The organism is Stenotrophomonas maltophilia (genome assembly GCF_002799155.1).
Classification (GTDB): Bacteria; Pseudomonadota; Gammaproteobacteria; order Xanthomonadales; family Xanthomonadaceae; genus Stenotrophomonas; species Stenotrophomonas maltophilia_R.
Genome location: NZ_NERD01000002.1, coordinates 610,575 through 632,684 on the forward strand (window position 1 = coordinate 610,575; position 22,110 = coordinate 632,684).

The 22,110-nt window shown below is 67.3% G+C and carries 24 protein-coding genes; 4 read left to right on the top strand and 20 right to left on the bottom strand.

Features of this window, described 5'->3' with window-relative positions:
* Positions 1-17: 17 nt before the first annotated feature.
* From B9Y82_RS03415 to B9Y82_RS03455, 9 genes are all read right to left on the bottom strand, one after another.
* Positions 18-656, bottom strand: coding sequence for a PepSY-associated TM helix domain-containing protein (locus B9Y82_RS03415; RefSeq protein ID WP_100471536.1), 639 nt, complete (start codon positions 654-656; stop codon positions 18-20).
* Positions 657-858: 202 nt separating this feature from the next.
* Positions 859-3,279 carry a TonB-dependent receptor domain-containing protein gene (locus B9Y82_RS03420; protein WP_100471537.1) on the bottom strand — a complete coding sequence of 807 codons (2,421 nt, stop codon included), beginning with the start codon at positions 3,277-3,279 and terminating at the stop codon, positions 859-861.
* Positions 3,280-3,424: 145 nt separating this feature from the next.
* Complete coding sequence (locus tag B9Y82_RS03425) at positions 3,425-3,826, bottom strand: hypothetical protein (RefSeq protein ID WP_100471538.1); 402 nt, start codon at positions 3,824-3,826, stop codon at positions 3,425-3,427.
* A 165-nt stretch (positions 3,827-3,991) separates the two neighbouring features.
* Positions 3,992-4,669 (bottom strand): Fe2+-dependent dioxygenase, encoded by a 678-nt coding sequence (locus B9Y82_RS03430; protein ID WP_100471539.1) that lies wholly within the window; start codon positions 4,667-4,669, stop codon positions 3,992-3,994.
* Between the two features lie 10 nt (positions 4,670-4,679).
* Positions 4,680-5,381 carry a tetratricopeptide repeat protein gene (locus B9Y82_RS03435; protein ID WP_238381533.1) on the bottom strand — a complete coding sequence of 234 codons (702 nt, stop codon included), beginning with the start codon at positions 5,379-5,381 and terminating at the stop codon, positions 4,680-4,682.
* 97 nt (positions 5,382-5,478) lie between these two features.
* The gene (locus tag B9Y82_RS03440; protein WP_100471540.1) at positions 5,479-7,767 is read right to left on the bottom strand and encodes a TonB-dependent receptor; all 2,289 of its coding nucleotides are present in this window, start codon (positions 7,765-7,767) and stop codon (positions 5,479-5,481) included.
* A 150-nt stretch (positions 7,768-7,917) separates the two neighbouring features.
* The gene (locus tag B9Y82_RS03445; RefSeq protein ID WP_100471541.1) at positions 7,918-8,322 is read right to left on the bottom strand and encodes a hypothetical protein; all 405 of its coding nucleotides are present in this window, start codon (positions 8,320-8,322) and stop codon (positions 7,918-7,920) included.
* Between the two features lie 194 nt (positions 8,323-8,516).
* Positions 8,517-8,849 (bottom strand): non-heme iron oxygenase ferredoxin subunit, encoded by a 333-nt coding sequence (locus B9Y82_RS03450; RefSeq protein WP_100471542.1) that lies wholly within the window; start codon positions 8,847-8,849, stop codon positions 8,517-8,519.
* Complete coding sequence (locus B9Y82_RS03455; protein ID WP_100471543.1) at positions 8,846-9,385, bottom strand: GNAT family N-acetyltransferase; 540 nt, start codon at positions 9,383-9,385, stop codon at positions 8,846-8,848. The genes B9Y82_RS03450 and B9Y82_RS03455 overlap by 4 nt, the downstream gene beginning before the upstream one ends.
* 212 nt (positions 9,386-9,597) lie before the next feature.
* Between B9Y82_RS03455 and B9Y82_RS03460 the strand changes: the two genes are divergently transcribed.
* On the top strand, positions 9,598-10,248 hold the full coding sequence (locus B9Y82_RS03460) for a transposase (RefSeq protein ID WP_100471544.1): 651 nt from the start codon (positions 9,598-9,600) through the stop codon (positions 10,246-10,248).
* Between the two features lie 15 nt (positions 10,249-10,263).
* Here B9Y82_RS03460 and B9Y82_RS03465 read toward each other — a convergent pair whose 3' ends face one another.
* From B9Y82_RS03465 to B9Y82_RS03485, 5 genes are all read right to left on the bottom strand, one after another.
* The gene (locus B9Y82_RS03465) at positions 10,264-11,520 is read right to left on the bottom strand and encodes a cysteine desulfurase (protein ID WP_100471545.1); all 1,257 of its coding nucleotides are present in this window, start codon (positions 11,518-11,520) and stop codon (positions 10,264-10,266) included.
* Positions 11,517-12,779, bottom strand: coding sequence for a Fe-S cluster assembly protein SufD (sufD, locus tag B9Y82_RS03470; protein WP_100471546.1), 1,263 nt, complete (start codon positions 12,777-12,779; stop codon positions 11,517-11,519). Before sufD ends, B9Y82_RS03465 begins: the two co-directional genes overlap by 4 nt.
* A complete protein-coding gene (sufC, locus tag B9Y82_RS03475) occupies positions 12,779-13,543 on the bottom strand; it encodes a Fe-S cluster assembly ATPase SufC (RefSeq protein WP_100471547.1) in 765 nt (254 codons plus the stop codon). Before sufC ends, sufD begins: the two co-directional genes overlap by 1 nt.
* A 73-nt stretch (positions 13,544-13,616) precedes the next feature.
* On the bottom strand, positions 13,617-15,092 hold the full coding sequence (sufB, locus tag B9Y82_RS03480; protein WP_100471548.1) for a Fe-S cluster assembly protein SufB: 1,476 nt from the start codon (positions 15,090-15,092) through the stop codon (positions 13,617-13,619).
* Positions 15,093-15,109: 17 nt separating this feature from the next.
* Positions 15,110-15,565 carry an SUF system Fe-S cluster assembly regulator gene (locus tag B9Y82_RS03485; protein WP_005408436.1) on the bottom strand — a complete coding sequence of 152 codons (456 nt, stop codon included), beginning with the start codon at positions 15,563-15,565 and terminating at the stop codon, positions 15,110-15,112.
* Positions 15,566-15,773: 208 nt separating this feature from the next.
* Between B9Y82_RS03485 and B9Y82_RS03490 the strand changes: the two genes are divergently transcribed.
* Both B9Y82_RS03490 and B9Y82_RS03495 read left to right on the top strand, forming a co-directional pair.
* The gene (locus B9Y82_RS03490; protein WP_012479369.1) at positions 15,774-16,241 is read left to right on the top strand and encodes an SET domain-containing protein; all 468 of its coding nucleotides are present in this window, start codon (positions 15,774-15,776) and stop codon (positions 16,239-16,241) included.
* Positions 16,242-16,368: 127 nt separating this feature from the next.
* Positions 16,369-16,911 (top strand): type 1 glutamine amidotransferase domain-containing protein, encoded by a 543-nt coding sequence (locus B9Y82_RS03495; protein ID WP_100471549.1) that lies wholly within the window; start codon positions 16,369-16,371, stop codon positions 16,909-16,911.
* A gap of 69 nt (positions 16,912-16,980) precedes the next feature.
* Here the strand turns inward: B9Y82_RS03495 and B9Y82_RS03500 are convergent, their stop codons facing one another.
* The 4 genes from B9Y82_RS03500 to B9Y82_RS03515 form a co-directional block, all read right to left on the bottom strand.
* On the bottom strand, positions 16,981-17,577 hold the full coding sequence (locus tag B9Y82_RS03500) for a DUF1439 domain-containing protein (protein WP_012510326.1): 597 nt from the start codon (positions 17,575-17,577) through the stop codon (positions 16,981-16,983).
* Between the two features lie 82 nt (positions 17,578-17,659).
* Positions 17,660-18,199 carry a hypothetical protein gene (locus tag B9Y82_RS03505; protein ID WP_100471550.1) on the bottom strand — a complete coding sequence of 180 codons (540 nt, stop codon included), beginning with the start codon at positions 18,197-18,199 and terminating at the stop codon, positions 17,660-17,662.
* A gap of 56 nt (positions 18,200-18,255) precedes the next feature.
* On the bottom strand, positions 18,256-18,564 hold the full coding sequence (locus B9Y82_RS03510; RefSeq protein ID WP_100471551.1) for a DUF3861 family protein: 309 nt from the start codon (positions 18,562-18,564) through the stop codon (positions 18,256-18,258).
* Positions 18,565-18,817: 253 nt separating this feature from the next.
* A complete protein-coding gene (locus B9Y82_RS03515) occupies positions 18,818-19,216 on the bottom strand; it encodes an HU family DNA-binding protein (protein ID WP_072168628.1) in 399 nt (132 codons plus the stop codon).
* A gap of 371 nt (positions 19,217-19,587) precedes the next feature.
* On the opposite strand from B9Y82_RS03515, the gene B9Y82_RS03520 reads away from it, so the two are divergent.
* The gene (locus B9Y82_RS03520) at positions 19,588-20,019 is read left to right on the top strand and encodes an OsmC family protein (protein ID WP_100471552.1); all 432 of its coding nucleotides are present in this window, start codon (positions 19,588-19,590) and stop codon (positions 20,017-20,019) included.
* Positions 20,020-20,202: 183 nt separating this feature from the next.
* Here the strand turns inward: B9Y82_RS03520 and B9Y82_RS03525 are convergent, their stop codons facing one another.
* Both B9Y82_RS03525 and B9Y82_RS03530 read right to left on the bottom strand, forming a co-directional pair.
* Positions 20,203-21,081, bottom strand: a complete 879-nt coding sequence (locus B9Y82_RS03525) for a PhzF family phenazine biosynthesis protein (RefSeq protein ID WP_100471553.1) — start codon at positions 21,079-21,081, stop codon at positions 20,203-20,205.
* A gap of 131 nt (positions 21,082-21,212) precedes the next feature.
* On the bottom strand, positions 21,213-22,085 hold the full coding sequence (locus B9Y82_RS03530) for a PhzF family phenazine biosynthesis protein (RefSeq protein ID WP_100471554.1): 873 nt from the start codon (positions 22,083-22,085) through the stop codon (positions 21,213-21,215).
* Between the last annotated feature and the right edge of the window lie 25 nt (positions 22,086-22,110).

The window sequence follows — 22,110 nt, forward strand, 5'->3', positions numbered from 1 at the left end:
CCGGAAACGAAGGAAAGTCAGTGGATCAGCAGCAGGGCGATCAGCAGCGGGATCATCAGGCCGAGCCCGACCAGCGGCCAGGTCATGCGCCGCTGCCGCGCATGCAGGTGCAGCAGGAACAGGCCGGTGACGCAGAACACCAGGCAGGCCACGGCGAACAGGTCCAGGAACCAGCCCCACGCCGGGCCGGCATTGCGGCCCTTGTGCAGGTCGTTGAGGTAGGACACCACGCCGCGCGAGGTCGATTCGTACTCCACCGCGCCGGTCTGGCGGTCGATGCTCAGCCAGGCGTCGCCACCGGGGCGCGGCAGCGACAGGTAGATCTCTTCGGCCGACCACTCGGCTGGGCGTCCACCGATGGCGATGCCCAGCTGCGTGTCCAGCCATTGCCGGGCCGGGCCCGGAATCGGCGCGTTGCCGTCTTCGCGCGTGCCCAGCTGGCCCAGCAACGTGGCCGGCAGTTCCAGGTGCTGGTTCTGCACCTGGGGCTTGGCTTCGATCTTTGCTGCATGGTTGAGGGTCAGGCCGGTCACCGCGAACAGCAGCATGCCGACCAGGCACACCGCCGAGCTGATCCAGTGCCACTGGTGCAGCGTCCGCAGCCAGAAGCCACGGTTCTGTTGCTGCTGCACGGTGGAAGAAGCAGGACGGCTCACGGCGTGGTTCGGGCTGACGGCGGACTGCCCATTACATCATTGGTGAGAATAGCTCGCAATTGCGTATCGTTCTGTATCCCAGAGGCGTTGTCGGCTGCCGGCCAGCGGCCGGCCTGCCGCAGGTCGGTAGATCCACGCCATGCGTGGATGAAGCGGTGCCAACCAAGGTTGGCACCCACGAGAGCAGGGCGGTGCGCGGCGATCAGAACTTCGCGTTGAGCGAGATCCAGTAGCTGCGGCGCTGGTCCTTGGTTGCGTAGTCGTCCACGCAGCTGAACTCGCTGGGATTGAGCAGCAGGCACGACTGCGAAACGAAGTCCTTGTCGAACAGGTTGTTGACCCGCGCGTTCACCGTCAGCCACGGCGTGGCCTTCCAGCTGCCAGCGAGGTGGAAGATCGTGTAGTTCTCGTAATAGCGGACGTGGCCGGCGCCGGTACTGTCGATCAGCGTGTCGCGATAGCGGTCGTAACGGCCCTCGCCGATCAGCGACAGGCTGGCCGCTTCGTTGATCTGCCAGTTGAGGCTGGCGTTGGCCATGTGCTTCGCCGGCGTGGTGCCTGAGATCGGGCGCCCCTTGTCGGGGCCGCTGGTCTGCTCGCTCTTGGTCCAGGTGTAGTTGCCACGCAGCTGCAGGCTGTCGAGCAGGTCGAGGTGGGCGGCCAGTTCGGCGCCACGGGTCTCGGCCTTGTCGATGTTCACGCTCTGGGTGAAGGTGCTGTAGCCCAGTGCTGCCCAGCCAGGGCCGATGTCCACGCAGTAGCCACTGCCGGCGCGGGCCACTTCGCAGTTCGGGAAGGTGCCGCCGCTGGCGATCTTGTCCTCGAATTTGTTGAAGAAGCCGGTGACATTGAAGCCCCAGCGCTGGCCTTCGTAGTACGCGGCCAGCTCGTAGTTGGTGCTGGTTTCCGGCTTCAGATTGGGCGAGCCCACCAGCGGCAGCACGCCCTGTCCACCGAAGCCGGTGATGCCCGGGAACAACTGGTCCGGACGCGGGGTCTTGTAGCCGGTGCTGACGCCACCCTTGAAGGTCCATGCGTCGCTGGCGTTCCACACCAGGTAGCCGCGCGGGCTGACATGGCTGCCGAACACGTTGTGGTCGTCGTAGCGCAGGCCGAAGGTGGCGGTGAGGGTATCGGTCAGCGCCCAGTTGTCCTCGGCGAACAGCGCCCACATGCGGTGCTTCTGCCTGATGTTGCTGCGGTAGCCGGCGCCATCCATGCCGAACACGCCGTCGACCATGTCGGTGTCGTTGTATTGGCCGCCAACGGTCAGCTTGTGCGCGCCGAAGTCGAGGTCGAGCATCGTGTCCAGCACGTAGCCGTCCAGCTCCATGGTGCGCAGCGGGCGCGGGAGGAACGCCTGCAGGCGTGCCATCTCGGCCGGGTTGAGAGCGGCCAGTGCATTGCCACGGCCGGCCGCGCAGTTGTTGGCGGCACCGGTGCGGCGGCAGACGTCGTTCCACAGGGTCTGCAGGTTGGCGCGTTCGTCCAGGGTCAGCGGCAGCGAGCGGCCGAGGTTGCTGCTCTTGCTGTGGGTCAGCGAGGTCTGCCAGGTGCCGAAGCTGTAGCGGCCCTGATGGGTCAGCGACAGTTGGTCGCGCTCGTAGCGCTGGTAGGCGGTGTAGCCCACGCGCGGCTGCACCACGCGGCGGGTGACCGTGCCGCTGCCGTTCGGGTTGGGAATCACTGCGTTGCCGACGCGCCACAGGCTGGCCAGGCTGTCGAGGGTGCCGGTCTGGCCTTCGCTGTTGTCATACTTCTGCCGCGACACGTCGTAGTCCAGCCACAGCTCGTGGTCGTCGTTTATATGGAAGTTCAGCCGCACGCCGGTGTTCCAGTTGGTATTGGCCACCGACTTGCCGCCACCACCGAAGCCGATGCTGCGTTCCCACAGGCTGCCATCGGGCAGGGTCAGCGCCTCCCATTCCGGATTGGAGGCCTTGGCGTCGTAGTAGCTGCCGCGTACCGCCACGCCGATACGGTCCTTGACCAGCGGGCCGCTGAGGTACACGTCGGTGGTACGTGCATCACCGAACTGGTCGTCCTGCTGCACGGTGAAGCCCTGGGTCAGCGCGCCGTGCCAGCTGTCCTGGTTGCGGCGCGTGATGATGTTGATGACGCCGCCCATCGCATCCGAGCCGTACAGGGTGGACATCGGACCGCGCACCACCTCGATGCGCTCGATGGCATCCAGTGGCGGCAGGTAGGCGAACTGCCCACCACCGAAGTTGTTCGGATACAACTGGCCGACATTGCTCTGGCGGCGGCCGTCGATCAGCACCAGGGTGTACTCGGAAGGCAGGCCGCGCATGGAAATGGTCGCGCGGCCGTTCTTGTCGCTGGCTTCCAGGCCGACATCGATGCCTTCGACGTCGCGCAGCGCGTCGACCAGGTTGGTGTAGGGGCGCTTGCTGAGCTCTTCGCGGCTGACCACGCTGATGCTGGCCGGGGCATCGATCACCTTCTGTTCGAAGCCGGAAGCGGTGACCACCACCTTGTCCAGCGTCTGCGGCGCGCCGGCGGCGTCACCGTGGGCGAAGGCAGGGCTGGCGAAAGCCGCCAGCACGGCGCTGGTCAGCAGGGTACGGGACAGGGACGAACGGACACGATGGCGCTGGGCCATGGCAGTTACCTCGAAGGATGCAGGGTGGTGCGACGCCGTGCGCGAAGGGCGCGGCAGGCACGGAAGGCCCGGTCAGGGGCGGCAGGGATGAAGCAGGCAGCGGCGCGCAGGCGCGACCGCGCAGGCGGTCACGCGGGGCCGTGAATCAGGCGAGCGGCGGCGCTTGGCCGCGTTGCTGGCGGCGCCCGGGCGCATCGGCCCAGGGCGTGTCCGGAGCGGCCAGCGGCCAGTCCGGGCGCACGCCAGGCATGGCCGGCGTGGCGGGTACGAGGTCGAGTTCAGTGCGCAGCCATTGGCTGGCCAGCAGTAATGGCGGACGGGTCTTTTCGGCAGATTTCACCGGAGCCGCAGCACAGCGGCGCAGCTTGGCGGGTGCCTCTTGCTGCGAGGGGCCTTCACCACCGCGCTCTTCCAGCGGCATCTGCACGGCCATTCCGGCGTGGGCCTGTGGCAGCAGCGGCAGGGTGCCCAGCAGCAAGGCCAGCATCGCCACCCACGCCAGCAGGCTGGCCAGCGCGGGACGCTGGCCGCGCATGGCGGTGCCCATCTTGCGATGGATGAGTGGACGAGGGCGAAGCGGGCGCAGCAAGCGGGGATCCCCAAGGGTCTGCCGGCAGCGGCCGGCATCAACGGGGCGTGATTGTAATGAGAGCTGTTAGCCGTTGCAAATGAGAATGATTGCCAAATTGTCGCAGGCCGGCCCGGCGGGGGCTCAGACCTCGCTCCAGCGCCGCAGCAGATTGTGGTACACGCCGGTCAGCTGCAGCACCGCCTCGGCGTCGCCGCCGGTCTGCCGCAGGCGCTCGATCGAGCCATCCATTTCCCACAGCAGGCGGCGCTGCACATCGTCGCGGATCATGCTCTGCACCCAGAAGAACGAGGCCACGCGCGCGCCGCGGGTGACCGGGTTGACCTTGTGCAGGCTGCTGGACGGATACACGATCAGGTCGCCCGCCGGCAGCTTTACCTCGTGCTCACCGTAGGTGTCGCTGATGATCAGCTCGCCGCCTTCGTACTCCTCGGGCGCGGACAGGAACAGGGTGCAGGAAATGTCCGAGCGCAGCTGCTCGCCATTGGCCAGGTTCATCACCGCACCATCGACGTGGAAACCATAGGTGCCGCCACCGCTGTAGCGGTTGAAGCGCGGCGGCAGGTACTTCAGCGGCAGCGCGGCGCTGAAGAACAGCGGGTGCCGGGCCAGCGCGACGAGGATGATCTCGCCCAGCTCGCGGCGCAGCGGCGAAGCCTCTGGCAGCTGCTGGTTGTGCTTGGCCTGCGCGCCCAGATGGCCGACGGTTTCACGGCCATCGGTCCAGTCGGCGGCGTCGAGGCGGCGGCGGAAGTCGGCCACCTGGTCGGCGCCGAGGATGTCGGGAATATGCAGCAGCATGCGGAACTCCTCAGAGGGACGGCGGTGCGACCAGGGCGCGCACCTGTGGATGCGGCGACGCGGCCAGCTCCGGCACGATGTGCGCCATGAACGCCGGGCTGCCGTGTGCCAGTGCAAGCCGCAGCCAGTGCACGGCCTGCTCGACCTGGCCGGCCTGCAGCAGGATCGAGGCGTAGTTGGCCTGGCCGCGGAAGTCACCGGCTTCGGCCGCGCGCTGGTACCAGGCGAGCGCCGCCTGCGGATCGGGTGCGGTATCCAGCCCGTCTTCGAGGTGGCGGGCCAGCAGGTTCATCGATTTGGCGTGGCCCAGGTGCGCGGCACGGGTGTACAGGGCCAGTGCCTGCGCGCGGTCCTGCGGAATGCCGCGTCCGGTGGCCAGCAGGTTGGCCAGGTTGTACAGGCCCCAGTCCAGGCCGGTGTCGGCGGCGCGCCGGTACCACACCGCCGCCAGCGCAGGGTCGGGTGCGGTGCCCTGTCCCAGCTCATGGCAGCGGCCGAGCATGTTCATCGCCATCGGCGCGCCGTTGTTGGCGGCGGTTTCGTACCAGAGCAGCGCGGCCGAGGCGTCCTGCGCGGTGCCTTTGCCTTCCATGTGCATCTGCGCGAGCAGCAGTTGTGCGTCGACCTGTCCGGCCTGCGCGGCGTCGCGCACGCGCGCGAACGCGCGCGAACGCGGCCTGCGGATCGTGCTGCAGCAGCTCAGCCAGGGCATCGCTGTCGATGGGAGTGCGGGTAACCATGGGCGTGAGTATCGCCGGAAACAAAAACGGCGGCAGGAGACCCTGCCGCCGTGGTGGAGCGAAGTTACATCAGAACTTCACGTTCAGTGCCAGGGTGGCCGAGCGACCTGGGGCGATGCTCGCGTAGTGCGAGGCATAGGCCTTGGTGAAGTAGGTCTTGTCGGTCAGGTTCTGCACGTTGAGCTGCAGGCTGATGTTGTCCTGGATCGCGTAGCTGGCCATCGCGTCGAAGCGGGTGTAGCTCGGGATCCACTTGGTGTTGGCGACATCACCGTACTGCTTGTCCGAGTAGAACGCACCGGCGCCGATGGTCAGGCCGATCGGGAAGCGGTAGGTGGTCCACAGGTTGGCGCTGTGCTTGGCGGTGTTCGGGAACACGTTGCCGTTGTACGGCGACGGCACGTAGACGTTGGACGGGCAGGTACGACCGGACACGGCGCAGACAAAGCCGTTGTCCTTCAGTTCCGAGTCCAGGTAGGTGTAGCCGCCATACAGGCTCCAGGCGTCGGTCAGTTGGCCGGTGAAGCCCAGCTCGAAGCCGTTGATTTCCTTCTTGCCGGCGTTCTGGCTGGTGCCGTTGTCGACGGTCACGCGTGCGTTGTTCATCACCGTGTGGAAGATTGCCGCGGTCAGGTTCAGGCGCTTGTCGAACAGGTCCCACTTGGTACCCAGTTCGAGGTTCCTGGTGTCCTGCGGCTTGAGGTCGGCCACGGCGGCGCTCAGGCCGTCCGAGCCGTCACCACCGTCCATGCCCGGCGGGGTCGAGGAGGTGCCCCACGACAGGTAGATGCTGCCGTTCTCCAGCGGCTTGAAGACGACGCCAGCCTGGTAGTTCAGGAAGTCGTTGTCATTGCGCACGCGGGTCGGTGCCTTGCCGGCCACCGGAGTGGTCAGGGTGGTGCTGTAATCGTCGTAACGCAGGCCGACGTTGAAGCTCCACTGTGCGTTGAGTTCGATGGTGTCGAACAGATACGCGGACTTGGTCTTGGTGCGCTGCTCGACGTCCAGTGCCTTGTCGCTGCGGTACACCGAATGGGTGGCCGCCCACGGATCGCGCGGGTTCGGATTGGAGAAATCGGTGCAGTTGTAGCCGGTGGCGGCGCCGATGGTCGGGCACTTGCTGTTGCCGGTCAGCGGGTTGCTGGTACCCGGGGTCATCAGATAGCTGCCACGGGTCATCTTCTCGTCACTGTACTCAACGCCAGTGCTGTAGCTGTGCTTGAGCGCGCCGGTCTGGAAGGCACCGGTCAGGCCCAGCTGGTCGGCGAAGCTCTTGACGTCGACGGCGCGGGCGTTGGTACGGCGCCACAGGGTGCCGTAGTTGTTCGGGTTGCCCTGGCTGTCGTCCGGCTGGGTCCATAGGTAATCATTGCTCGTGTTGCCCAGCCGCGCGATGTTGCGCAGCTTGTGGCCACCGAAGTCATAGCTGGCGTCCAGGGTGCTGATGTCGGCGCGGGTGCGCTGGAAGTCGCGATCGACCAGACCGTAGTAGTTGTTGCGGTCCGGCACCATCGGGCGGCCGTCGACCCACTTCGATGCCGGTGCACCATTCGGGTTTCCGTAGGGGAAACCGCCTGCATCGGGCAGGTCGTCGCTCTGCATGTGGTAGTGGCTGGCGATCAGCTGCGCCGGGCCGTTCAGGCCGAACGCGATCGACGGTGCGATGCCCCAGCGGCTGACATTGGCGGCGTCGCGGCCGGCGATGTCCGACGCGTGCTTCATCAGGTTCAGGCGGGCGGCGATGCCATCGCCCAGCACGTAGTTGGCATCCACGGTGCCGCGCGCATAGCTGTCGGTACCGATGCCCATGCTGGCGCTGGTCTCGTTCTTCAGCTTCGGCGTCTTGCTCACCAGATTCAGGCTGCCGCCACCCGAGTCACGGCCACCGTAGGCCGAACTCGGGCCCTTGACCACTTCCACCTGCTCCAGATCGAAGATTTCGCGGGTCTGCGAACCGACGTCGCGCAGGCCGTCGACGAAGATGTTGCTCTGCGAATCGAAGCCACGGATGAAGGGACGGTCGCCGGTCGGGTTGCCGCCTTCGCCGGCACCGAAGGTGATGCCCGGCACCATGCGCAGCGCATCCTGCAGGTTGGTTGCACCGGTTTCGGCGATCAGCTTCTCCGACACGATCGACACCGACTTCGGGGTGTCCAGCAGTTCAGCGGTGAACTTCGGCGAGGACGGATTGAACCAGCTGCCGCGCACCTGCACCTTGTCCAGGTCGGTGGCCTTGCGGGAGCCCGCGTCGGCACTGTCGGCGGCGTGTGCGGCCAGCGGTGCGAAGCCGGCGGCCAGGGTGGCGGTGGCGAGCAGGGAAACGCGCGGTGCGTGCTTGCGGGACTTGATGTGAGTCATGGCTTGTGCAGTGGCTAGGATCGGAAAATGGCGAGGTCCGTGACGCAGAATGCGCGACGGCGTGCAGAAGAGGCTGTTTCTGTAGCGCCGAGCGGATGTTCGGCTACGGGGTGAACGAGTCCAGGCGCACGGCAACGGCCGCAGGGCGCCTCAGCTGGCGTGCGGTGCGGGCGGAGCGTGGCCGGGGTTCAGGCGCAGTGCGGGGTCGCGCAGCTGCCAGCGCAGGGCGTCGGAGCGCCACAGCGGGATACGTGCGACCAGGGCGGCGCGGGGACCTGCCATGCCAGCGCAGGGCGGCGTGCCCTCGCCATCCAGCGGCGGTTCCGGTGCGGGTGCGGCATGCTGCGGGCATTCGTCCACTGGCGTGGGCGGCAACGGCATGGCCTGGTGAAGATCATCCGTGTGCGCCTGCCAGCCGTGCGTGGCGGTACCGCTGCCACGTCCTTCATGCAAGGCCGACCAGCCCAGCAGCAGCGTCAGCAGCGCGGCCACGAGCAGCGGCCACCCCTGGCGGGCGAGCTGGCACAACGTGGCGGTGGGCGCGGGCGAAGCCATGGCGCGGGGGGCGGATCGTTACGAAGATGTTACGCAGGATAACATCAACGATAATGATTCGCATATACGTCGTTCGGCGGGCGACCTGGATGGCCCGGAAGGGCCCTGAGGGGCTTCTCAGTGGCCTCCGGCCTTCCACCCCAGGGGTTCTCGCGGAGCGCCCCACGGGCGATCTCTGCGGGCCGAGCGTCACCTCAATCGCGGTCGTCGCGGGTCCAGACGGCGTCGTGCTCGCGCTTCACCGGAAACTTGGGCACCGGGGTATAGGCCGGTGCGCACAGGGCGCGGCCATCGCGCACGTCGAAGCGCGCGCCGTGCAGCACGCACTCCACGCTGCCTTCGGCCGTGTTGAACTCGCCCGAGGACAGCTCGAACTCTTCATGTGTGCACTGGTCTTCCAGCGCGTACAACTCACCGTCGAGGTTGAAGACCACGATCGGCGTGCCGGTCACTTCGTCGAACACGCTCTTCATTTCACCCGGCAGCAGCTCGGTGCCGGCACAGACGAAGGTCCAGGTATCGCTCACGCGGCGGCTCCGGCCAGCGGCTTTTCCAGGATCTCGAAGCGCAGGTCGTCGCGCTTGGGAATGCCGAAACGCTCGTCGCCGTACGGGAACGGCTTCTTGATGCCGGTGCGCAGATAGCCGCGGCGCTCGTAGAAGGCGATCAGCTCGTCGCGCACGTCGATCACCGTCATCTGCATCACCGGCACCTTCCATTCGCGTGCGGCGTGTGCTTCGGCGGCGTCCATCATCTGCTTGCCGACGCCGCCGCCCTGCTGGGCCGGGTCGACCGAGAACATGCCGAAGTAGCCCTTGCCGTCGACATCGGCGACGTGGGCGCAGGCCACCAGCTGGCCCTCGCGCTCGGCCAGCAGGATGGTGGAGCGCGGGCGGTCGAGGTCGGCCTGGATGCCTTCGGCGTCGATGCGGGCGCCATCCAGCAGGTCGGCTTCGGTGGTCCAGCCGACGCGGCTGGCGTCGCCACGGTAGGCCGAGGTGACGAGGGCGATCAGGGCGGGGATGTCGGCCGGCGTGGCGGCGCGGAAGGTCAGGGTGGTCATGGCCCCATTCTAGGTGGGGCGGGGGCGGGCGCAAATGGGGGCGCGGCGTGGGGTCAGAGCCCTTTCGCGGGGCGAAAGGGATCTGACCCCGGCGTCTACCGACCCAACGGCAGGCCATGGACCGACTGGCATGGGTGCGGAATCGGCAGATGCTCGGGGTCAGATCCCTTTGCGTAGCGAAGGGCTCTGACCCCTGGTCCCAGGAGAAGCCCATGCCAAGGCCACCACGCATCGATGCTCCCGGTTACCCGCAACATGTCGTTCAACGTGGCAACAATCGCCAACCCGTGTTCTTCACGGATGACGACCGTGTGGCCTACCTGCGCCTGCTGTGTCAGCACGCGGACCAGCAGTACTGCTGTGTCCACGCTTATGTGTTGATGGACAATCACGTCCATCTTCTGGCAACGCCTGATGTCTCCGGCGGGCTGTCGCGGATGATGCAGGCGGTGAGCCGGACCTACGTACGTCGGGTGAATGATCGGCAGGGCCGCACGGGAACCCTGTGGGAGGGGCGTTTCCACTCGACGCTGGTCGATACGGATCGCTATCTGCTGGCCTGCCAGCGCTACATCGAGCTCAACCCGGTTCGGGCGGGGAAGGTGGCGCGCCCGGGGGACTATCGCTGGTCGAGCTATCGGGCGAATGCGCACGGCATGCCGAATGCGCTGCTCAAGCCGCATTCGGCATTCGAACTGATTGCCTTGGATCTGGATGAACGGCGCAGGCGCTATGCGGAGTTCATCGAGGAGGGTATTCCTGCCGCGGATGTGGCGGCGATCCGGCGAGCATTGCAGTCGCAGCGACGGTTGGCCGGTTCGCTGATGGGGTCAGATCCCTTTCGCGATGCGAAAGGGATCTGACCCCGCTGTTCCGGCTCACCCCAGCAGCTTGCGGACCTTGGTCAGCGCGGTCATGAACCGCTCGATCTCGGCGTGCGTGTTGTAGAACGCCAGCGAGGCACGGCAGGTGGCGGCGACGCCGAAGTACTGCAGCAGCGGGTGCGCGCAGTGCTGGCCCGAACGCACGGCCACGCCTTCCAGGTCGAGCAGGGTGGCCAGGTCATGGGCATGCGCGCCATCGATCAGGAACGAGACCACGGCGGCCTTCTCCGGTGCCTCGCCGATGATGCGCAGGCCGTCGACGCGGCGCAGCTCTTCGGTGAAGTGCGCCAGCAGTTCGGCTTCGCGCGCTTCCACGTTCTCCTGGCCGAGCTGCTGCAGATAGTTGGCGGCCACGCCCAGGCCGATGAAGCCGGCGATGTTCGGGGTGCCGGCTTCGAACTTGTGCGGGGCATCGTTGAATACGGTGCCGTCGAAGCTGACTTCCTTGATCATCTCGCCACCACCGAGGAACGGCGGCATCGCGTCCAGATGCTCGCGGCGCGCCCACAGTGCGCCGGTGCCGGTCGGGCCGCACATCTTGTGGCCGGTGATGGCGTAGAAGTCGCAGCCGATCGCGGCGACGTCGACCTTGCGGTGCGGCACCGCCTGCGAGCCATCGACCACCGTGACGATGCCGCGCTTGCGTGCTTCACGGCAGATCTCGCGCACCGGGTTGACCGTGCCCAGCACGTTGGAGACATGGGTGACGGCGAGCAGCTTGACCTCCGGGGTCATCGCTGCGCGCAGCGCATCCAGGTCCAGCGCGCCATCGGGGGTGATCTCGGCCACGCGGATGGTGGCGCCGGTACGCTGCGCGACCAGCTGCCACGGCACGATGTTGGCGTGGTGCTCCATGCGCGTGATCAGGATCACATCACCGGCCTTCAGCCGCGGCAGCGCCCACGAGTAGGCCACCAGGTTGATGGCGAAGGTGGTGCCACTGCACAGCACCAGGTCGCTGGGGCGCACGTTGAGGAAGCGCGCCAGCGTGTTGCGCGCGCCTTCGTAGGCATCGGTGGCTTCGCTGCCCAGCGCATGCACGGCGCGGCTGACGTTGGCGTTGTAGCGTCGGTAGAACTCGTCCACCGCGCCGATCACCTGCACCGGCTTCTGGCCGGTGTTGGCATTGTCGAAATAGACCAGCGGCTTGCCGTGCACTTCGCGCATCAGCAGCGGGAAGTCGAGGCGGACGCGGTCCCAGTCGGGGGCGCCGGTGCGTTCTTCGATCGGGCGCGGCGTGGACAGGTTCATGCCACACCCGCCTCGGCCAGGGCTTTGTCCAGGCGGCGTGCCAGCTGCGCACGCAGCGCATCGGGCAGGATCTTCAGCGGCTCGTGGCAGAACGCGGCGCTCAGCAGTGCCTGCGCCTGGGCCTGCGGCAGGCCGCGCGAGCGCAGGTAGAACAGCGCGTTGGCATCGAGCTGGCCGACGGTCGCACCGTGCGCGGCCTTCACTTCATCGGCGTCGATCACCAGCGTCGGCTGGGTGTCGATCTCGGCATCGGCCGACAGCAGCAGGTTCTTGTTGGACAGGTTCGCGTCGGTGCCGTCGGCGCCTTCGCGGATCTGGATGCCGCCATGGAACACCACGCGGCTGCGGTTGGCGGCGACGCCGCGCCACAGCAGTTCGCAACTCGTATCGCGTGCGATGTGGTCGATGCCCAGGCGGGTTTCGACGTGGCGGCGGCCATTGCCGAGCAGCACGCCGTTGGCGGTCAGCTGGGCGTTGTCGCCTTCCAGGCGCACGTTCAGTTCATGGCGGCTGAGCGCAGCGCCCAGTTCCAGATCAACGCGGTGGTACTGCGCGTCGCGGGCGAGCACTGCGTCGGTGCGCAGGAAGCTGGTCTGGCGCGCGCTGCCGGCCTGCACGCGGGCGTGCTTGAGCACCGCATCGCGGGCCACATGCGCGTGCAGCACCGTGTTGTCCAGGTGGGCGGAATCGCCGACGCTGAAGCGGTGCTCGACCACGCCGAGGCTGGCGCCGGCACGCAGTTCGATCAGGTGGCGGTGATGCCAGGCCAGGTCGGTCTCGCCGGCCACACTGGCAAATACCAGCTGCAGCGGTGCTTCGACCTGCACGCCTTCGTCCACGCGCAGCACCACGCCTTCGTCGGCCAATGCGGCGTTGAGGCGGGCGAAAATCTCCTCGCTGCGCTCGTAGCGGCGGCCAAGGAAACGCACAGCGTCTTCGCCGGCGGCCAGCGCCGCCGACAACGGCTGCAGCTGCACGCCCGCAGGCAGCGCCTGCACGTCGCTCAGCGCGGCATCCAGGCGACCGTTGACGAACACCAGGCGCGGTGCCGGGACGTCTTCCAGCAGCGCGGCGTCCAGCGCCGGGCCCTGCAACGGTGTCGCGGTGAACGCCCGGCGTTCCAGCTGGCGCAGCGAAGTGTACTTCCAGGCTTCGTTGCGGGCGGCCGGCAGGCCGTCGCGCAGGGCCGCATCCAGCACTTCGCGGCGCGCATCGCTGCCGCAGAAGGCCTGGGCCATCGAATCAAGCAGGGCACTCATCAGACCGCCGCCTCGGGCACGACCCGGTCCTTCAGGAAATCGTAGCCGTGTGCCTCCAGCTCCAGCGCCAGTTCCGGGCCGCCGCTCTTGACGATGCGGCCATCGGCCAGCACGTGCACCACATCCGGCTTGATGTAGTCCAGCAGGCGCTGGTAATGGGTGATGACCAGGAACGAGCGGTCGGCGCCGCGCAGCGCGTTGACGCCGTCGGCCACGCTCTTCAGTGCGTCGATGTCCAGGCCCGAGTCGGTCTCGTCCAGGATCGCCAGCTTCGGTTCCAGCACGGCCAGCTGGAAGATCTCGTTGCGCTTCTTCTCGCCACCGGAGAAGCCTTCATTGACGCCACGGTGCAGCAGTTCGTCCTTCAGGTGCAGCACGGCCAGCTTCTGGCGCACCAGCTTGAGGAACTGCATGGAATCGAGTTCTTCCTCGCCGCGGGCCTTGCGCTGGGCGTTCAGCGCGGCGCGCAGGAAGTAGGTGTTGTTCACGCCCGGGATCTCCACCGGGTACTGGAACGCCAGGAACAGGCCGGCGGCGGCACGCGCTTCCGGGTCCTGCTCCAGCAGGTCGACGCCGTCGAACTGCACGCTGCCTTCGGTCACTTCGTAGCCGTCGCGGCCGGCCAGGACGTTGCCCAGGGTGGACTTGCCGGCGCCGTTCGGGCCCATGATGGCGTGCACCTGGCCGGGCTTCACATCCAGCGACAGGCCCTTGAGGATTTCCTTGCCGCCAATGCGGGCGTGGAGGTTTTCGATCTTCAGCATGGTGGGGGTTTCCGTGGGGCGGGCCAGGGCCCGCCGGTAAAGAGAATGCGTTTGCGAGGGCAGGGTCGGGCGGTCAGCCCACCGAACCTTCCAGCGAGACTTCCAGCAGCTTCTTGGCTTCCACCGCGAACTCCATCGGCAGTTCGCGGAACACCTGCTTGCAGAAGCCGTCGACGATCAGCGATACCGCGTCTTCCTGGCTGATGCCACGGGCGCGGCAGTAGAACAGCTGGTCATCGGAGATCTTGGACGTGGTCGCCTCGTGCTCGACGGTGGCGCCCGGGTTCTTCACCTCGATGTAGGGGAAGGTGTGCGCGCCGCACTGCTTGCCGATCAGCAGCGAATCGCACTGGGTGTAGTTGCGCGCGCCGTCGGCGTTGCGGTCGACCTTGACCAGGCCGCGGTAGGTGTTCTGGCCGCGGCCGGCGCTGATGCCCTTGCTGACGATCTTGCTCTTGGTGCGCTTGCCGACGTGGATCATCTTGGTGCCGGTGTCGGCCTGCTGGCGGTGGTGGGTCAGCGCGACGGAGTGGAACTCACCGACCGAGTCGTCGCCCAGCAGCACGCACGACGGGTACTTCCAGGTGATGGCCGAGCCGGTCTCGACCTGGGTCCAGGTAACCTTGCTGCGTGCGCCCCGGCATTCGGCACGCTTGGTGACGAAGTTGTAGATGCCACCGACGCCGTTCTCGTCGCCGGGGTACCAGTTCTGCACCGTGGAGTACTTGATCTCCGCATCTTCCAGCGCGACCAGCTCGACCACCGCGGCGTGCAGCTGGTTCTCATCGCGCATCGGCGCGGTGCAGCCTTCCAGGTAGGAGACGTAGGCCTTGTCCTCGCACACGATCAGGGTGCGCTCGAACTGGCCGGTGTGGCCGGCGTTGATGCGGAAATAGGTGCTCAGTTCCATCGGGCAGCGCACGCCCTTGGGAATGAACACGAAGCTGCCATCGGAGAACACCGCCGAGTTGAGCGCGGCGAAGTAGTTGTCACCCACCGGCACCACGGTGCCCAGGTACTGGCGCACCAGCTCCGGGTGTTCCTTGATGGCCTCGGACATCGAGCAGAAGATCACGCCCTTCTCGGCCAGTTCCTTGCGGAAGGTGGTGCCCACGGACACCGAGTCGAACACCGCATCCACCGCCACGCCGGCCAGCTTGGCGCGCTCGTGCAGCGGCACGCCCAGCTTGTCGTAGGTGTCGAGCAGTTCCTTCGGCACGTCATCCAGCGAGGCGTACTTCGGGCCCTTCGGCGCGGAGTAGTAGCTGAGCGCCTGCAGGTCGATCGGGGCGATCTCCAGCTTGGCCCAGTCGGGCATCGGCATGGTCAGGAAGTGGCGGTAGGCGTCCAGGCGCCACTGCGTCATCCACTCCGGCTCGTCCTTCTTGGCCGACAGGGCACGGATGGTGTCCTCGTCCAGGCCCGGCGGCAGGGAGTCCGATTCGATCTCGGTGATGAAGCCGGCCGAATACTTGCGGCCGAGCTGCTCGTGGATCTCGCGGTTGGGGGTGTCGCCGTGGGCGACGTTTTCGATGGTTTCGGTGGCCATGGGGGGCTGCCTACGGATCAGGAGACGACATCGACAGCGATGGTGCGGCGCTGTTCGTCATCGGCAAGGGGAAGAGGGGGCAGGATCTGGGCGAGGGTGACATCGCGCAGGGCCTCGGAGACCACGTCGTTGATCAGCCGCCAGCTGCTGCGCGCGCCGCACTTGGGCGCCATGCCGCACTGGTGGTGGTCGTGGCTGCATTCGGTCAGGGCCAGCGGCCCTTCCATCGCTTCGACCACTTCGAACAGCGAGATCTCGATGGCCGGGCGGGTCAGCCGGTAGCCGCCACGAACGCCGCGCAGGCCCTCGACCAGGCCGGCCTGGGCCAGCGGCTTGAGGACCTTGCTGACCGTGGGCGGCTCCAGGCCGGTGAATTCGGCCAGCTCGGTGGCACTGAGCACTTCGCCCGGACGGGCGGCGAGCACGGTCAGCACGACGGTGGCGTAATCGGTGAGTTTGGTGACGCGCAACATGGGGATGCGAGTGGTTCTTAAAGCGGACTGAAATTGTACGCTTTTATTCGCCACCATCCAACCCGGGCATTCAGCCGGCGCTGGGGGCGGGCCGGGAGAACACACCGGGCCGCAGCCACGGCGCAATGCTGCGCCAACGGGGTGATTTTCGCAATCACCCGGAATGGGCGAGAATCCCGGTTCCATTCGCTGCAAACAGCCCGTGCCGATGCCGAAGAAGATCCAAGCCCGCAAGTCCGCCATCCATGGCAACGGCGTGTTCGCCGTGGCCCCGATCAAGCAGGGCGAGCGCGTGATCCAGTACAAGGGCCTGCTGCGCAGCCACGGCGATGTTGATGCCGACGACAGCGGCGACGTCGAAAGCGGCCACACCTTCCTGTTCACCCTCAACGATGACTGGGTGATCGATGCCAACTACAAGGGCAATGACGCGCGCTGGATCAACCACAGCTGCGATCCGAACTGCGAGGCGGTGATCGAGGAAGACGAGGACGGCGACAGCCGGGGCGACAAGGTGTTCATCGAGGCACTGCGCGATATCAAGGCCGGCGAGGAGCTGACCTACAACTACGGCATCACCCTGGCCGAGCGCCACACGGCCAAGCTGAAGAAGATCTGGGAGTGCCGCTGCGGCTCGCCCAAGTGCACCGGTACCATGCTGCAGCCCAAGCGCTGACCGGGCCCGTAGTGCCGGCCAGCGGCCGGCACTGCCTGGAGGCTCTCCACCTGCCGTGCACGACGGGGTCACCGCCGCGCAAGGGCCGTTCTTCCATTCTGTGGGCTCCCCCAACCGGAGTGCATCCATGGCAGAGCGATTGAAGGGCAAGCAGATTGCCATCCTTGCCACCCACGGCTTCGAACAGTCCGAACTGACCGAACCCAAGCGTTTGCTGGAAGCGGAAGGTGCGCGGGTCAGCGTGGTGTCGCCTGCAAAGGAGGCGACCATCAAGGGCTGGAAAGAGAAGAACTGGGGCGACGCCGTCGCGGTGGACATCCCGCTGGACGAGGCGGATCCGTCGGGCTTTGATGCCTTGGTACTGCCAGGAGGTGTGATCAATCCGGACACGCTGCGTACCGACGATGCGGTACTCAGCTTCATCCGCTCGGTGGATGAAGCCGGCAAGCCTGTCGCGGCGATCTGCCATGGCCCGTGGTTGCTGATCAATAGCGGGCTGGCCGATGGCCGCAAGCTGACGTCCTGGCCGTCCCTGCAGCAGGACCTGGCCAACGCGGGAGCGAACTGGCGCGATGCCGAGGTGGTGGTCGACGGCAACGTGATCACCAGCCGCAAGCCGGACGACATTCCCGCCTTCAGCGAGGCGGTGGTCAAGGCACTCGCCGCGTGATGCTTTGCCGGTAGTGCCGGCTGCTGGCCGGCAGATGCAGTGATTGCGCTGCGGGCCAGCGGCACTACCTCATTTACCCAGCACGCCTGCCGGCACCAGGTTGCCCAGGTTCTGGTTGAAGGTGACCACCAGCTTGCCGTTCTTCACCTGTGCCGACTGCACCTGCAGCGCGCCGAGCAGCCCGGCCACGGCCGGGTCCAGCTTGTAGATCGGTTCGCGCTGGGCGTAGTCGCTCAGCCAGGCATTGAGCAGGCCACGGGTGCGTGAGTCGAGGCGACCGCCCTGGTTGGCCGGGGTGAAGTCATCCACGCTGGGCTGCTGCAGGTGGAAACCCTGGGTCTGCGCGTCGTAGCGCAGGCCGCTGCTGAGCTTCACCGTACCCAGTTTGGCCGGGTTGCCGCCAGCGGTGGCCAGTGCCACGTCCATGCCCAGGTTCAAGCGCTCGCCGGCGGGAAGGCTCAGCTGCGGGTGGCTCATGGTCAGTGCGATCAGGCCGCCGAGGGCGTCCTGGGTGCGCGGGAAGCTGCCATCGAGATACTGCTGGACGTCGCTGGCACCCACCGACAGTTCGCGGCCGGAAATGGAGGGAGCCGCCTGTGCGCCGATCGCAGCAGCGATCAGTACGGTGGAGGCAGCAAGGCGGGTCATCAGGGAACGCAGGCGCATGGCGGTGACCGATGGGCAGGGAATGGATGGATCACAGAGTAGCCGCGCAGGCTGAATCGCGCGTGCATGCGGCTGCAACGGTTCAGTCCAGCATTGGACGCAGCTGCGCCGACTGGATCTGCCAGGCGCTGCCGTCGCTGCTGGGTTGCACGCGGTACCAGCCACCGAAGCGGAACGTGCCGTTGGCGGTGACCGCGCGGATCTGCACCGGCACTTCAAGCAGCTGTGGCGGTTGCCGGTCGTCGCGGGCGATCGGGGTATCGCTGTGCAGGCGCAGGGTGCGCAGGTCCCGCAGCTGTCGCAGCGCGGCGTCGTCCGCATGCCGCGGATCACTGGGCGGGATCGTCCAGGCGGCATTGCTGGAGGCGCGGTCGCGGTTGAGCAGCGCCGCCACGTAGCGGTTGAGCATCGTCGAGGGTGGCTCGGCACTGTCGGCGACGGCGGACAGCAGCGGCACATCGCTCGCCTGCAGCGCTGCGGGATCGGGGCCGGTATGGATGTCCGCTGCTGCGGTGGCGGCAGCGGCAACGGGCGCTGGCGCGGTTTCAACATTCGTCTGTGCTGCCGGGCGTGAACAACCCAGCAGCACCAGTGGTGCGATCAGCAACAGGATCCTGCGCATGCCTGCCTCCTCCCCGAGGCAATCTGGAGGGCGGCAGTGTAGCGATTGCGCGGGGCTCAGCGGGAGGAGGGCAGCTGTTCCAGCGCGTCCAGCGCCGGCAGGACCTGTGCCGCGACGGCGGCCAGTGCGTGGCCGTCGGTCCCGGCGTGGCGCTGCACGATGTCGCGCAGCAGCTGGGTGGCGATCACCAGGGTCGCGCGCTCGTCGCCGCTGATGCCGGCGGTACGCGGAGCCGCCTCCAGCAGGCGCATCAGGTCACGGCTGGCGCGGTGTTCCAGTTCGATGGTGCAGCGCCCGGTGCACTGCAGCCCGTCCTTTTCGATCGGGGTCACCGAGATCCGGTAGCGGGTGGAGGGGCTGGCCATGAGGGTATGCTCGCCGTAGCTGTGGAGGATGTGCCCACCATAGGCAAGGCCACGGCCGGCGGCGATGGCCGGCGCTGCACGCAGTGTTCCACCCGGTACGTTCCGCGCCCTTTGCGGAGCGCCGGCAGCCACTGGTGGCGAGCCTGCACGGGGATTGCCGGGGCCGCGGCAACGCTGTGTTGCGGGGTGTGGTCCGGACAAAAAAACGGGACGGCCAGAGCCGTCCCGTCGGATTCCGCGTTGGGGCGCGCGCTTACAGCGCGGCGTCCTTCAGCTTCTTCAGCGGACGCACCTTCAGCTTGGTGGTGGCCGGCTTGGCAGCGAACCACTGCTCTTCCTTGGTGAACGGGTTGATGCCCTTGCGCTTCGGCTTGGCCGGCACATTGACGGTGGTGATCTTCAGCAGGCCCGGCAGGGTGAAGGAGCCAGCGCCCTTCTTGTGCACCGAGGAGGCGACGGCGCTTTCCAGCGAGGCCAGCACAGCGCGGACGTCCTTGGCGACGACGCCGGAGGCTTCAGCGATGTGTGCAACCAGGCCGGACTTGGTCAGCACTTCCTTGATCGGCTTCGGAGCGGCCGGCTTGGCGGCTGCCTTCGTCGCGACTTTCTTCGCTGCCTTCTTCGGGGCAGCCTTCTTAGCGGTCTTTGCCATGGTTTCCTGTTCCGTGAACGGTTGGTTGTTTGGTCGGCGCCGAACCCCGTCGGCAAGCGCAATGTAGGGCAACTCTCGGGCGCCGCCAATAGCCCGAAGCGCGGAAAGTGCATGTTTTTTCATATCCAGGCCGATTCAGTACATGGCCGGTGGTGGGGGATGGGGGCGCGCCAGCGTGTTTGATCGCCGGCGCCCGCCCATCGGCGGAGTGCGCGAAACCACTGAAAACAAGGGGAAAATGCGTTCCGGGCTGGCGAGGAAGTGTCCACGCGCCGGGCTCGGGGCGACGCCCGGCGTGCGGCGGAGCGACGCAGGGCTAACGCGCGGCGTGCGAGGGTAGCCGTTCATCACCGCCACGCAGGAGCAGCACAATGGGAATCTCGCGACACGCCACCGCGCACTGGGAAGGCGATCTGAAGTCGGGCAAGGGACAGTTGAGCACGCCGCAGAGTGGGCTGCTGGACAAGACCCGCTACGGTTTCAACAGCCGCTTTGGCGACGAAAAGGGCACCAATCCGGAAGAGCTGATCGCTGCCGCGCACGCGGGTTGTTTCACCATGGCGCTGTCGGCCAAGCTCGGCGAGGCAGGCTTCACCCCGACCTCGCTGGACACCGAAGCGAAGGTCGACCTGTCGCTGGAGGGCGGCCCGCAGCTGTCGCAGATCCGGCTGAAGGTGAGGGCGGTGGTGCCCGGCATCGATGCGACGCAGTTCCGTGCCATTGCCGATGACGCCAAGCAGAACTGCCCGGTGTCCAAGGCGCTGAGCGCGGTGCCCATCAGCCTGGAAGCCGAGTTGGGCTGAGAAATCGCGGGCCGGGATGGTCACGGTAGTGCCGGCCGCGGGCCGGCAACCGCATGATGCCGAGGTCGAGGTGGCAGCCGGCCAGCGTCATGGCGACCTTCCTGGCAGCCACCCTCCGGGCCGTCGCGCGCGACGTTGGCAGCGGCTCCTGCCGCTGCCTTCGGCTCTACCCTCCAGCAGCACTCACCAATCGATGGTGCCGGCAATCACCGTCTGCACCTGCCCCCCCGACCAGACCTCGCCGTCTTCATCGACCCGCAGGGTAAGGCGTGCGTCGTGGCCGACTTCGCGGCCCTGGCTGACTTCGAACGGTGCACGGCCATGGGGCAGGGCATCGCGCAGGTCCAGCCAGGCGGCCAACACCGCATTGGCAGCACCCGAGGCGGCGTCCTCGAAGCGTCGGCCATTGCCGACAAAGGCGCGTACCGCCAGATCGAAGCCCTCGCTCCCATCGCTGAAGGCATAGGCGAACACGCCCATGCTGTCGGTGGATTCGGCCAGTGCAGCGACCGCATCCCAGTCCGGACGCAGGGCGCGCAACGCGGCTTCATCGGCCACCTGCACCACCCACCAGCTGCGCCCGCCCTGCATGCGTGCCGGCGGCAGCGTGCCCAGCGGCCAGCCCTTCAGCGCCGCCTGCAGGCGCGGATCGGAGGCCTCGACGGTCTCGGCCAGCTGCGCGCGCGGGGTGCGGATGGCAATGCGCTGCTGCATGCCCTCGCCACTGACGCTCAGCGGCAGCGCACCGGCGATGCCATCCTGCACCAGCACGCCATCGACCGGCGCGGCCAGGCCCGCCTGCAGCACCGCGTGCGCGGTACCGACGCTGGGATGGCCGGCGAACGGAACCTCCTTCTGCGGGCTGAACATGCGCAGCCGGTAGCTGGCGCCCGCGACCTGTGGCGGGAACACGAAGGTGGTTTCGGGCAGGCGCGTCCAGCGCGCAATGGCCTGCATGCTGGCATCGTCCAGGCCCTCGGCATCGAGCACAACGGCCAGCGGATTGCCGGCGCCGGCGCGCGGGGAGAACACATCCAGCTGCAGGAAGCGGCGGGTGGACATCAGGCAGGACTCCAGTAGACAGGCGGCATAGCGTAGCGCGGGGCACAAAAAAGGGGACGGAGGGAATTAAGTCGCTTGTTGCACATATGGCAGAAGCGACTTAATTCCCTCCGTCCCCTTTTTTCCGTGGGCTACCAGCGGATGTGGCCGTCGATGACCGGCTGCACCTGGCCGCCGATCCAGACCGTGCCCTGCGCATCGACTTCGATCTGCACGCGCCCATCGCGACCGACTTCGCGGCCCTGGCTGGCCACGTAGCGGCCCTCGCTGCCGGGCAGGGCGTTGCGCTGCCGCAGCCAGGCACCGATCAGGGCATTGGCGCTGCCGGTGACCGGATCTTCCGGCACGCTGGCCGCATCGGCGGGGCAGAATGCGCGCACCACACGGGCGTGGTCGGTGCCGGCCTCGTCAGCGAATACGGCCACGCCGGTGGCATCGGTGGCCAGGCTCCAGTCGCGCAGCGTGGCCATGTCCGGCGCCAGGCCGCGCACGGCAGCGGCGTCGCGCAGCGGCAGCAGCCACCAGCGTGCGCCGTTGTCCCACAGTTCGGGTTGCTGCCCCTTGGCCGCCAGTGCCAGCAGTGCGGCCGGCGCGGCGTCCGCCGGCGTGTCCAGCTGCCGGGCCGTTGGGCTGGCGAGCTGGATCTCCAGCGCCTCGGCCGGGCCGCTCACCCGAACCGGCAACACGCCCGCTGCACATTGCTGCAGCAGGGTGCCATTGCGCGGCTGGGCCAGGCCGCACGTCACCGCCGCCCAGGCCGCGCCGACGCTGGGGTGGCCGGCAAAGGCCATCTCCCGGGTCGGGGTGAAGATGCGGATGTGATAGTCGGCGCCCGGCGCAGTGGGGTGCAGGAAGAACACCGTCTCGGACAGGTTCAGCCAGGCGGCCAGGGCCTGCATCTGCTCGCCGGACAGGCCGTCCGCATCCAGGATGGCACCCAGCGGATTGCCGGTGCCGGGGCGGCGGGCGAAGACATCGAGCTGCAGGTAACGAAGGACGGCCATCTGCGGGGATATTGCGCTTAGAATC

Excerpts from the sequence above, each read along its gene's own strand:
- B9Y82_RS03420 (WP_100471537.1), bottom strand. The coding sequence starts at position 3,279 with ATGGCCCAGCGCCATCGTGTCCGTTCGTCCCTGTCCCGTACCCTGCTG.
- B9Y82_RS03425 (WP_100471538.1), bottom strand. The coding sequence starts at position 3,826 with ATGGGCACCGCCATGCGCGGCCAGCGTCCCGCGCTGGCCAGCCTGCTG.
- B9Y82_RS03430 (WP_100471539.1), bottom strand. The coding sequence starts at position 4,669 with ATGCTGCTGCATATTCCCGACATCCTCGGCGCCGACCAGGTGGCCGAC.
- B9Y82_RS03435 (WP_238381533.1), bottom strand. The coding sequence starts at position 5,381 with ATGCCCTGGCTGAGCTGCTGCAGCACGATCCGCAGGCCGCGTTCGCGC.
- B9Y82_RS03440 (WP_100471540.1), bottom strand. The coding sequence starts at position 7,767 with ATGACTCACATCAAGTCCCGCAAGCACGCACCGCGCGTTTCCCTGCTC.
- B9Y82_RS03445 (WP_100471541.1), bottom strand. The coding sequence starts at position 8,322 with ATGGCTTCGCCCGCGCCCACCGCCACGTTGTGCCAGCTCGCCCGCCAG.
- B9Y82_RS03455 (WP_100471543.1), bottom strand. The coding sequence starts at position 9,385 with ATGACCACCCTGACCTTCCGCGCCGCCACGCCGGCCGACATCCCCGCC.
- B9Y82_RS03460 (WP_100471544.1), top strand. The coding sequence starts at position 9,598 with ATGCCAAGGCCACCACGCATCGATGCTCCCGGTTACCCGCAACATGTC.
- B9Y82_RS03465 (WP_100471545.1), bottom strand. The coding sequence starts at position 11,520 with ATGAACCTGTCCACGCCGCGCCCGATCGAAGAACGCACCGGCGCCCCC.
- sufD (WP_100471546.1), bottom strand. The coding sequence starts at position 12,779 with ATGAGTGCCCTGCTTGATTCGATGGCCCAGGCCTTCTGCGGCAGCGAT.
- sufC (WP_100471547.1), bottom strand. The coding sequence starts at position 13,543 with ATGCTGAAGATCGAAAACCTCCACGCCCGCATTGGCGGCAAGGAAATC.
- sufB (WP_100471548.1), bottom strand. The coding sequence starts at position 15,092 with ATGGCCACCGAAACCATCGAAAACGTCGCCCACGGCGACACCCCCAAC.
- B9Y82_RS03485 (WP_005408436.1), bottom strand. The coding sequence starts at position 15,565 with ATGTTGCGCGTCACCAAACTCACCGATTACGCCACCGTCGTGCTGACC.
- B9Y82_RS03490 (WP_012479369.1), top strand. The coding sequence starts at position 15,774 with ATGCCGAAGAAGATCCAAGCCCGCAAGTCCGCCATCCATGGCAACGGC.
- B9Y82_RS03495 (WP_100471549.1), top strand. The coding sequence starts at position 16,369 with ATGGCAGAGCGATTGAAGGGCAAGCAGATTGCCATCCTTGCCACCCAC.
- B9Y82_RS03500 (WP_012510326.1), bottom strand. The coding sequence starts at position 17,577 with ATGCGCCTGCGTTCCCTGATGACCCGCCTTGCTGCCTCCACCGTACTG.
- B9Y82_RS03505 (WP_100471550.1), bottom strand. The coding sequence starts at position 18,199 with ATGCGCAGGATCCTGTTGCTGATCGCACCACTGGTGCTGCTGGGTTGT.
- B9Y82_RS03510 (WP_100471551.1), bottom strand. The coding sequence starts at position 18,564 with ATGGCCAGCCCCTCCACCCGCTACCGGATCTCGGTGACCCCGATCGAA.
- B9Y82_RS03515 (WP_072168628.1), bottom strand. The coding sequence starts at position 19,216 with ATGGCAAAGACCGCTAAGAAGGCTGCCCCGAAGAAGGCAGCGAAGAAA.
- B9Y82_RS03520 (WP_100471552.1), top strand. The coding sequence starts at position 19,588 with ATGGGAATCTCGCGACACGCCACCGCGCACTGGGAAGGCGATCTGAAG.
- B9Y82_RS03525 (WP_100471553.1), bottom strand. The coding sequence starts at position 21,081 with ATGTCCACCCGCCGCTTCCTGCAGCTGGATGTGTTCTCCCCGCGCGCC.
- B9Y82_RS03530 (WP_100471554.1), bottom strand. The coding sequence starts at position 22,085 with ATGGCCGTCCTTCGTTACCTGCAGCTCGATGTCTTCGCCCGCCGCCCC.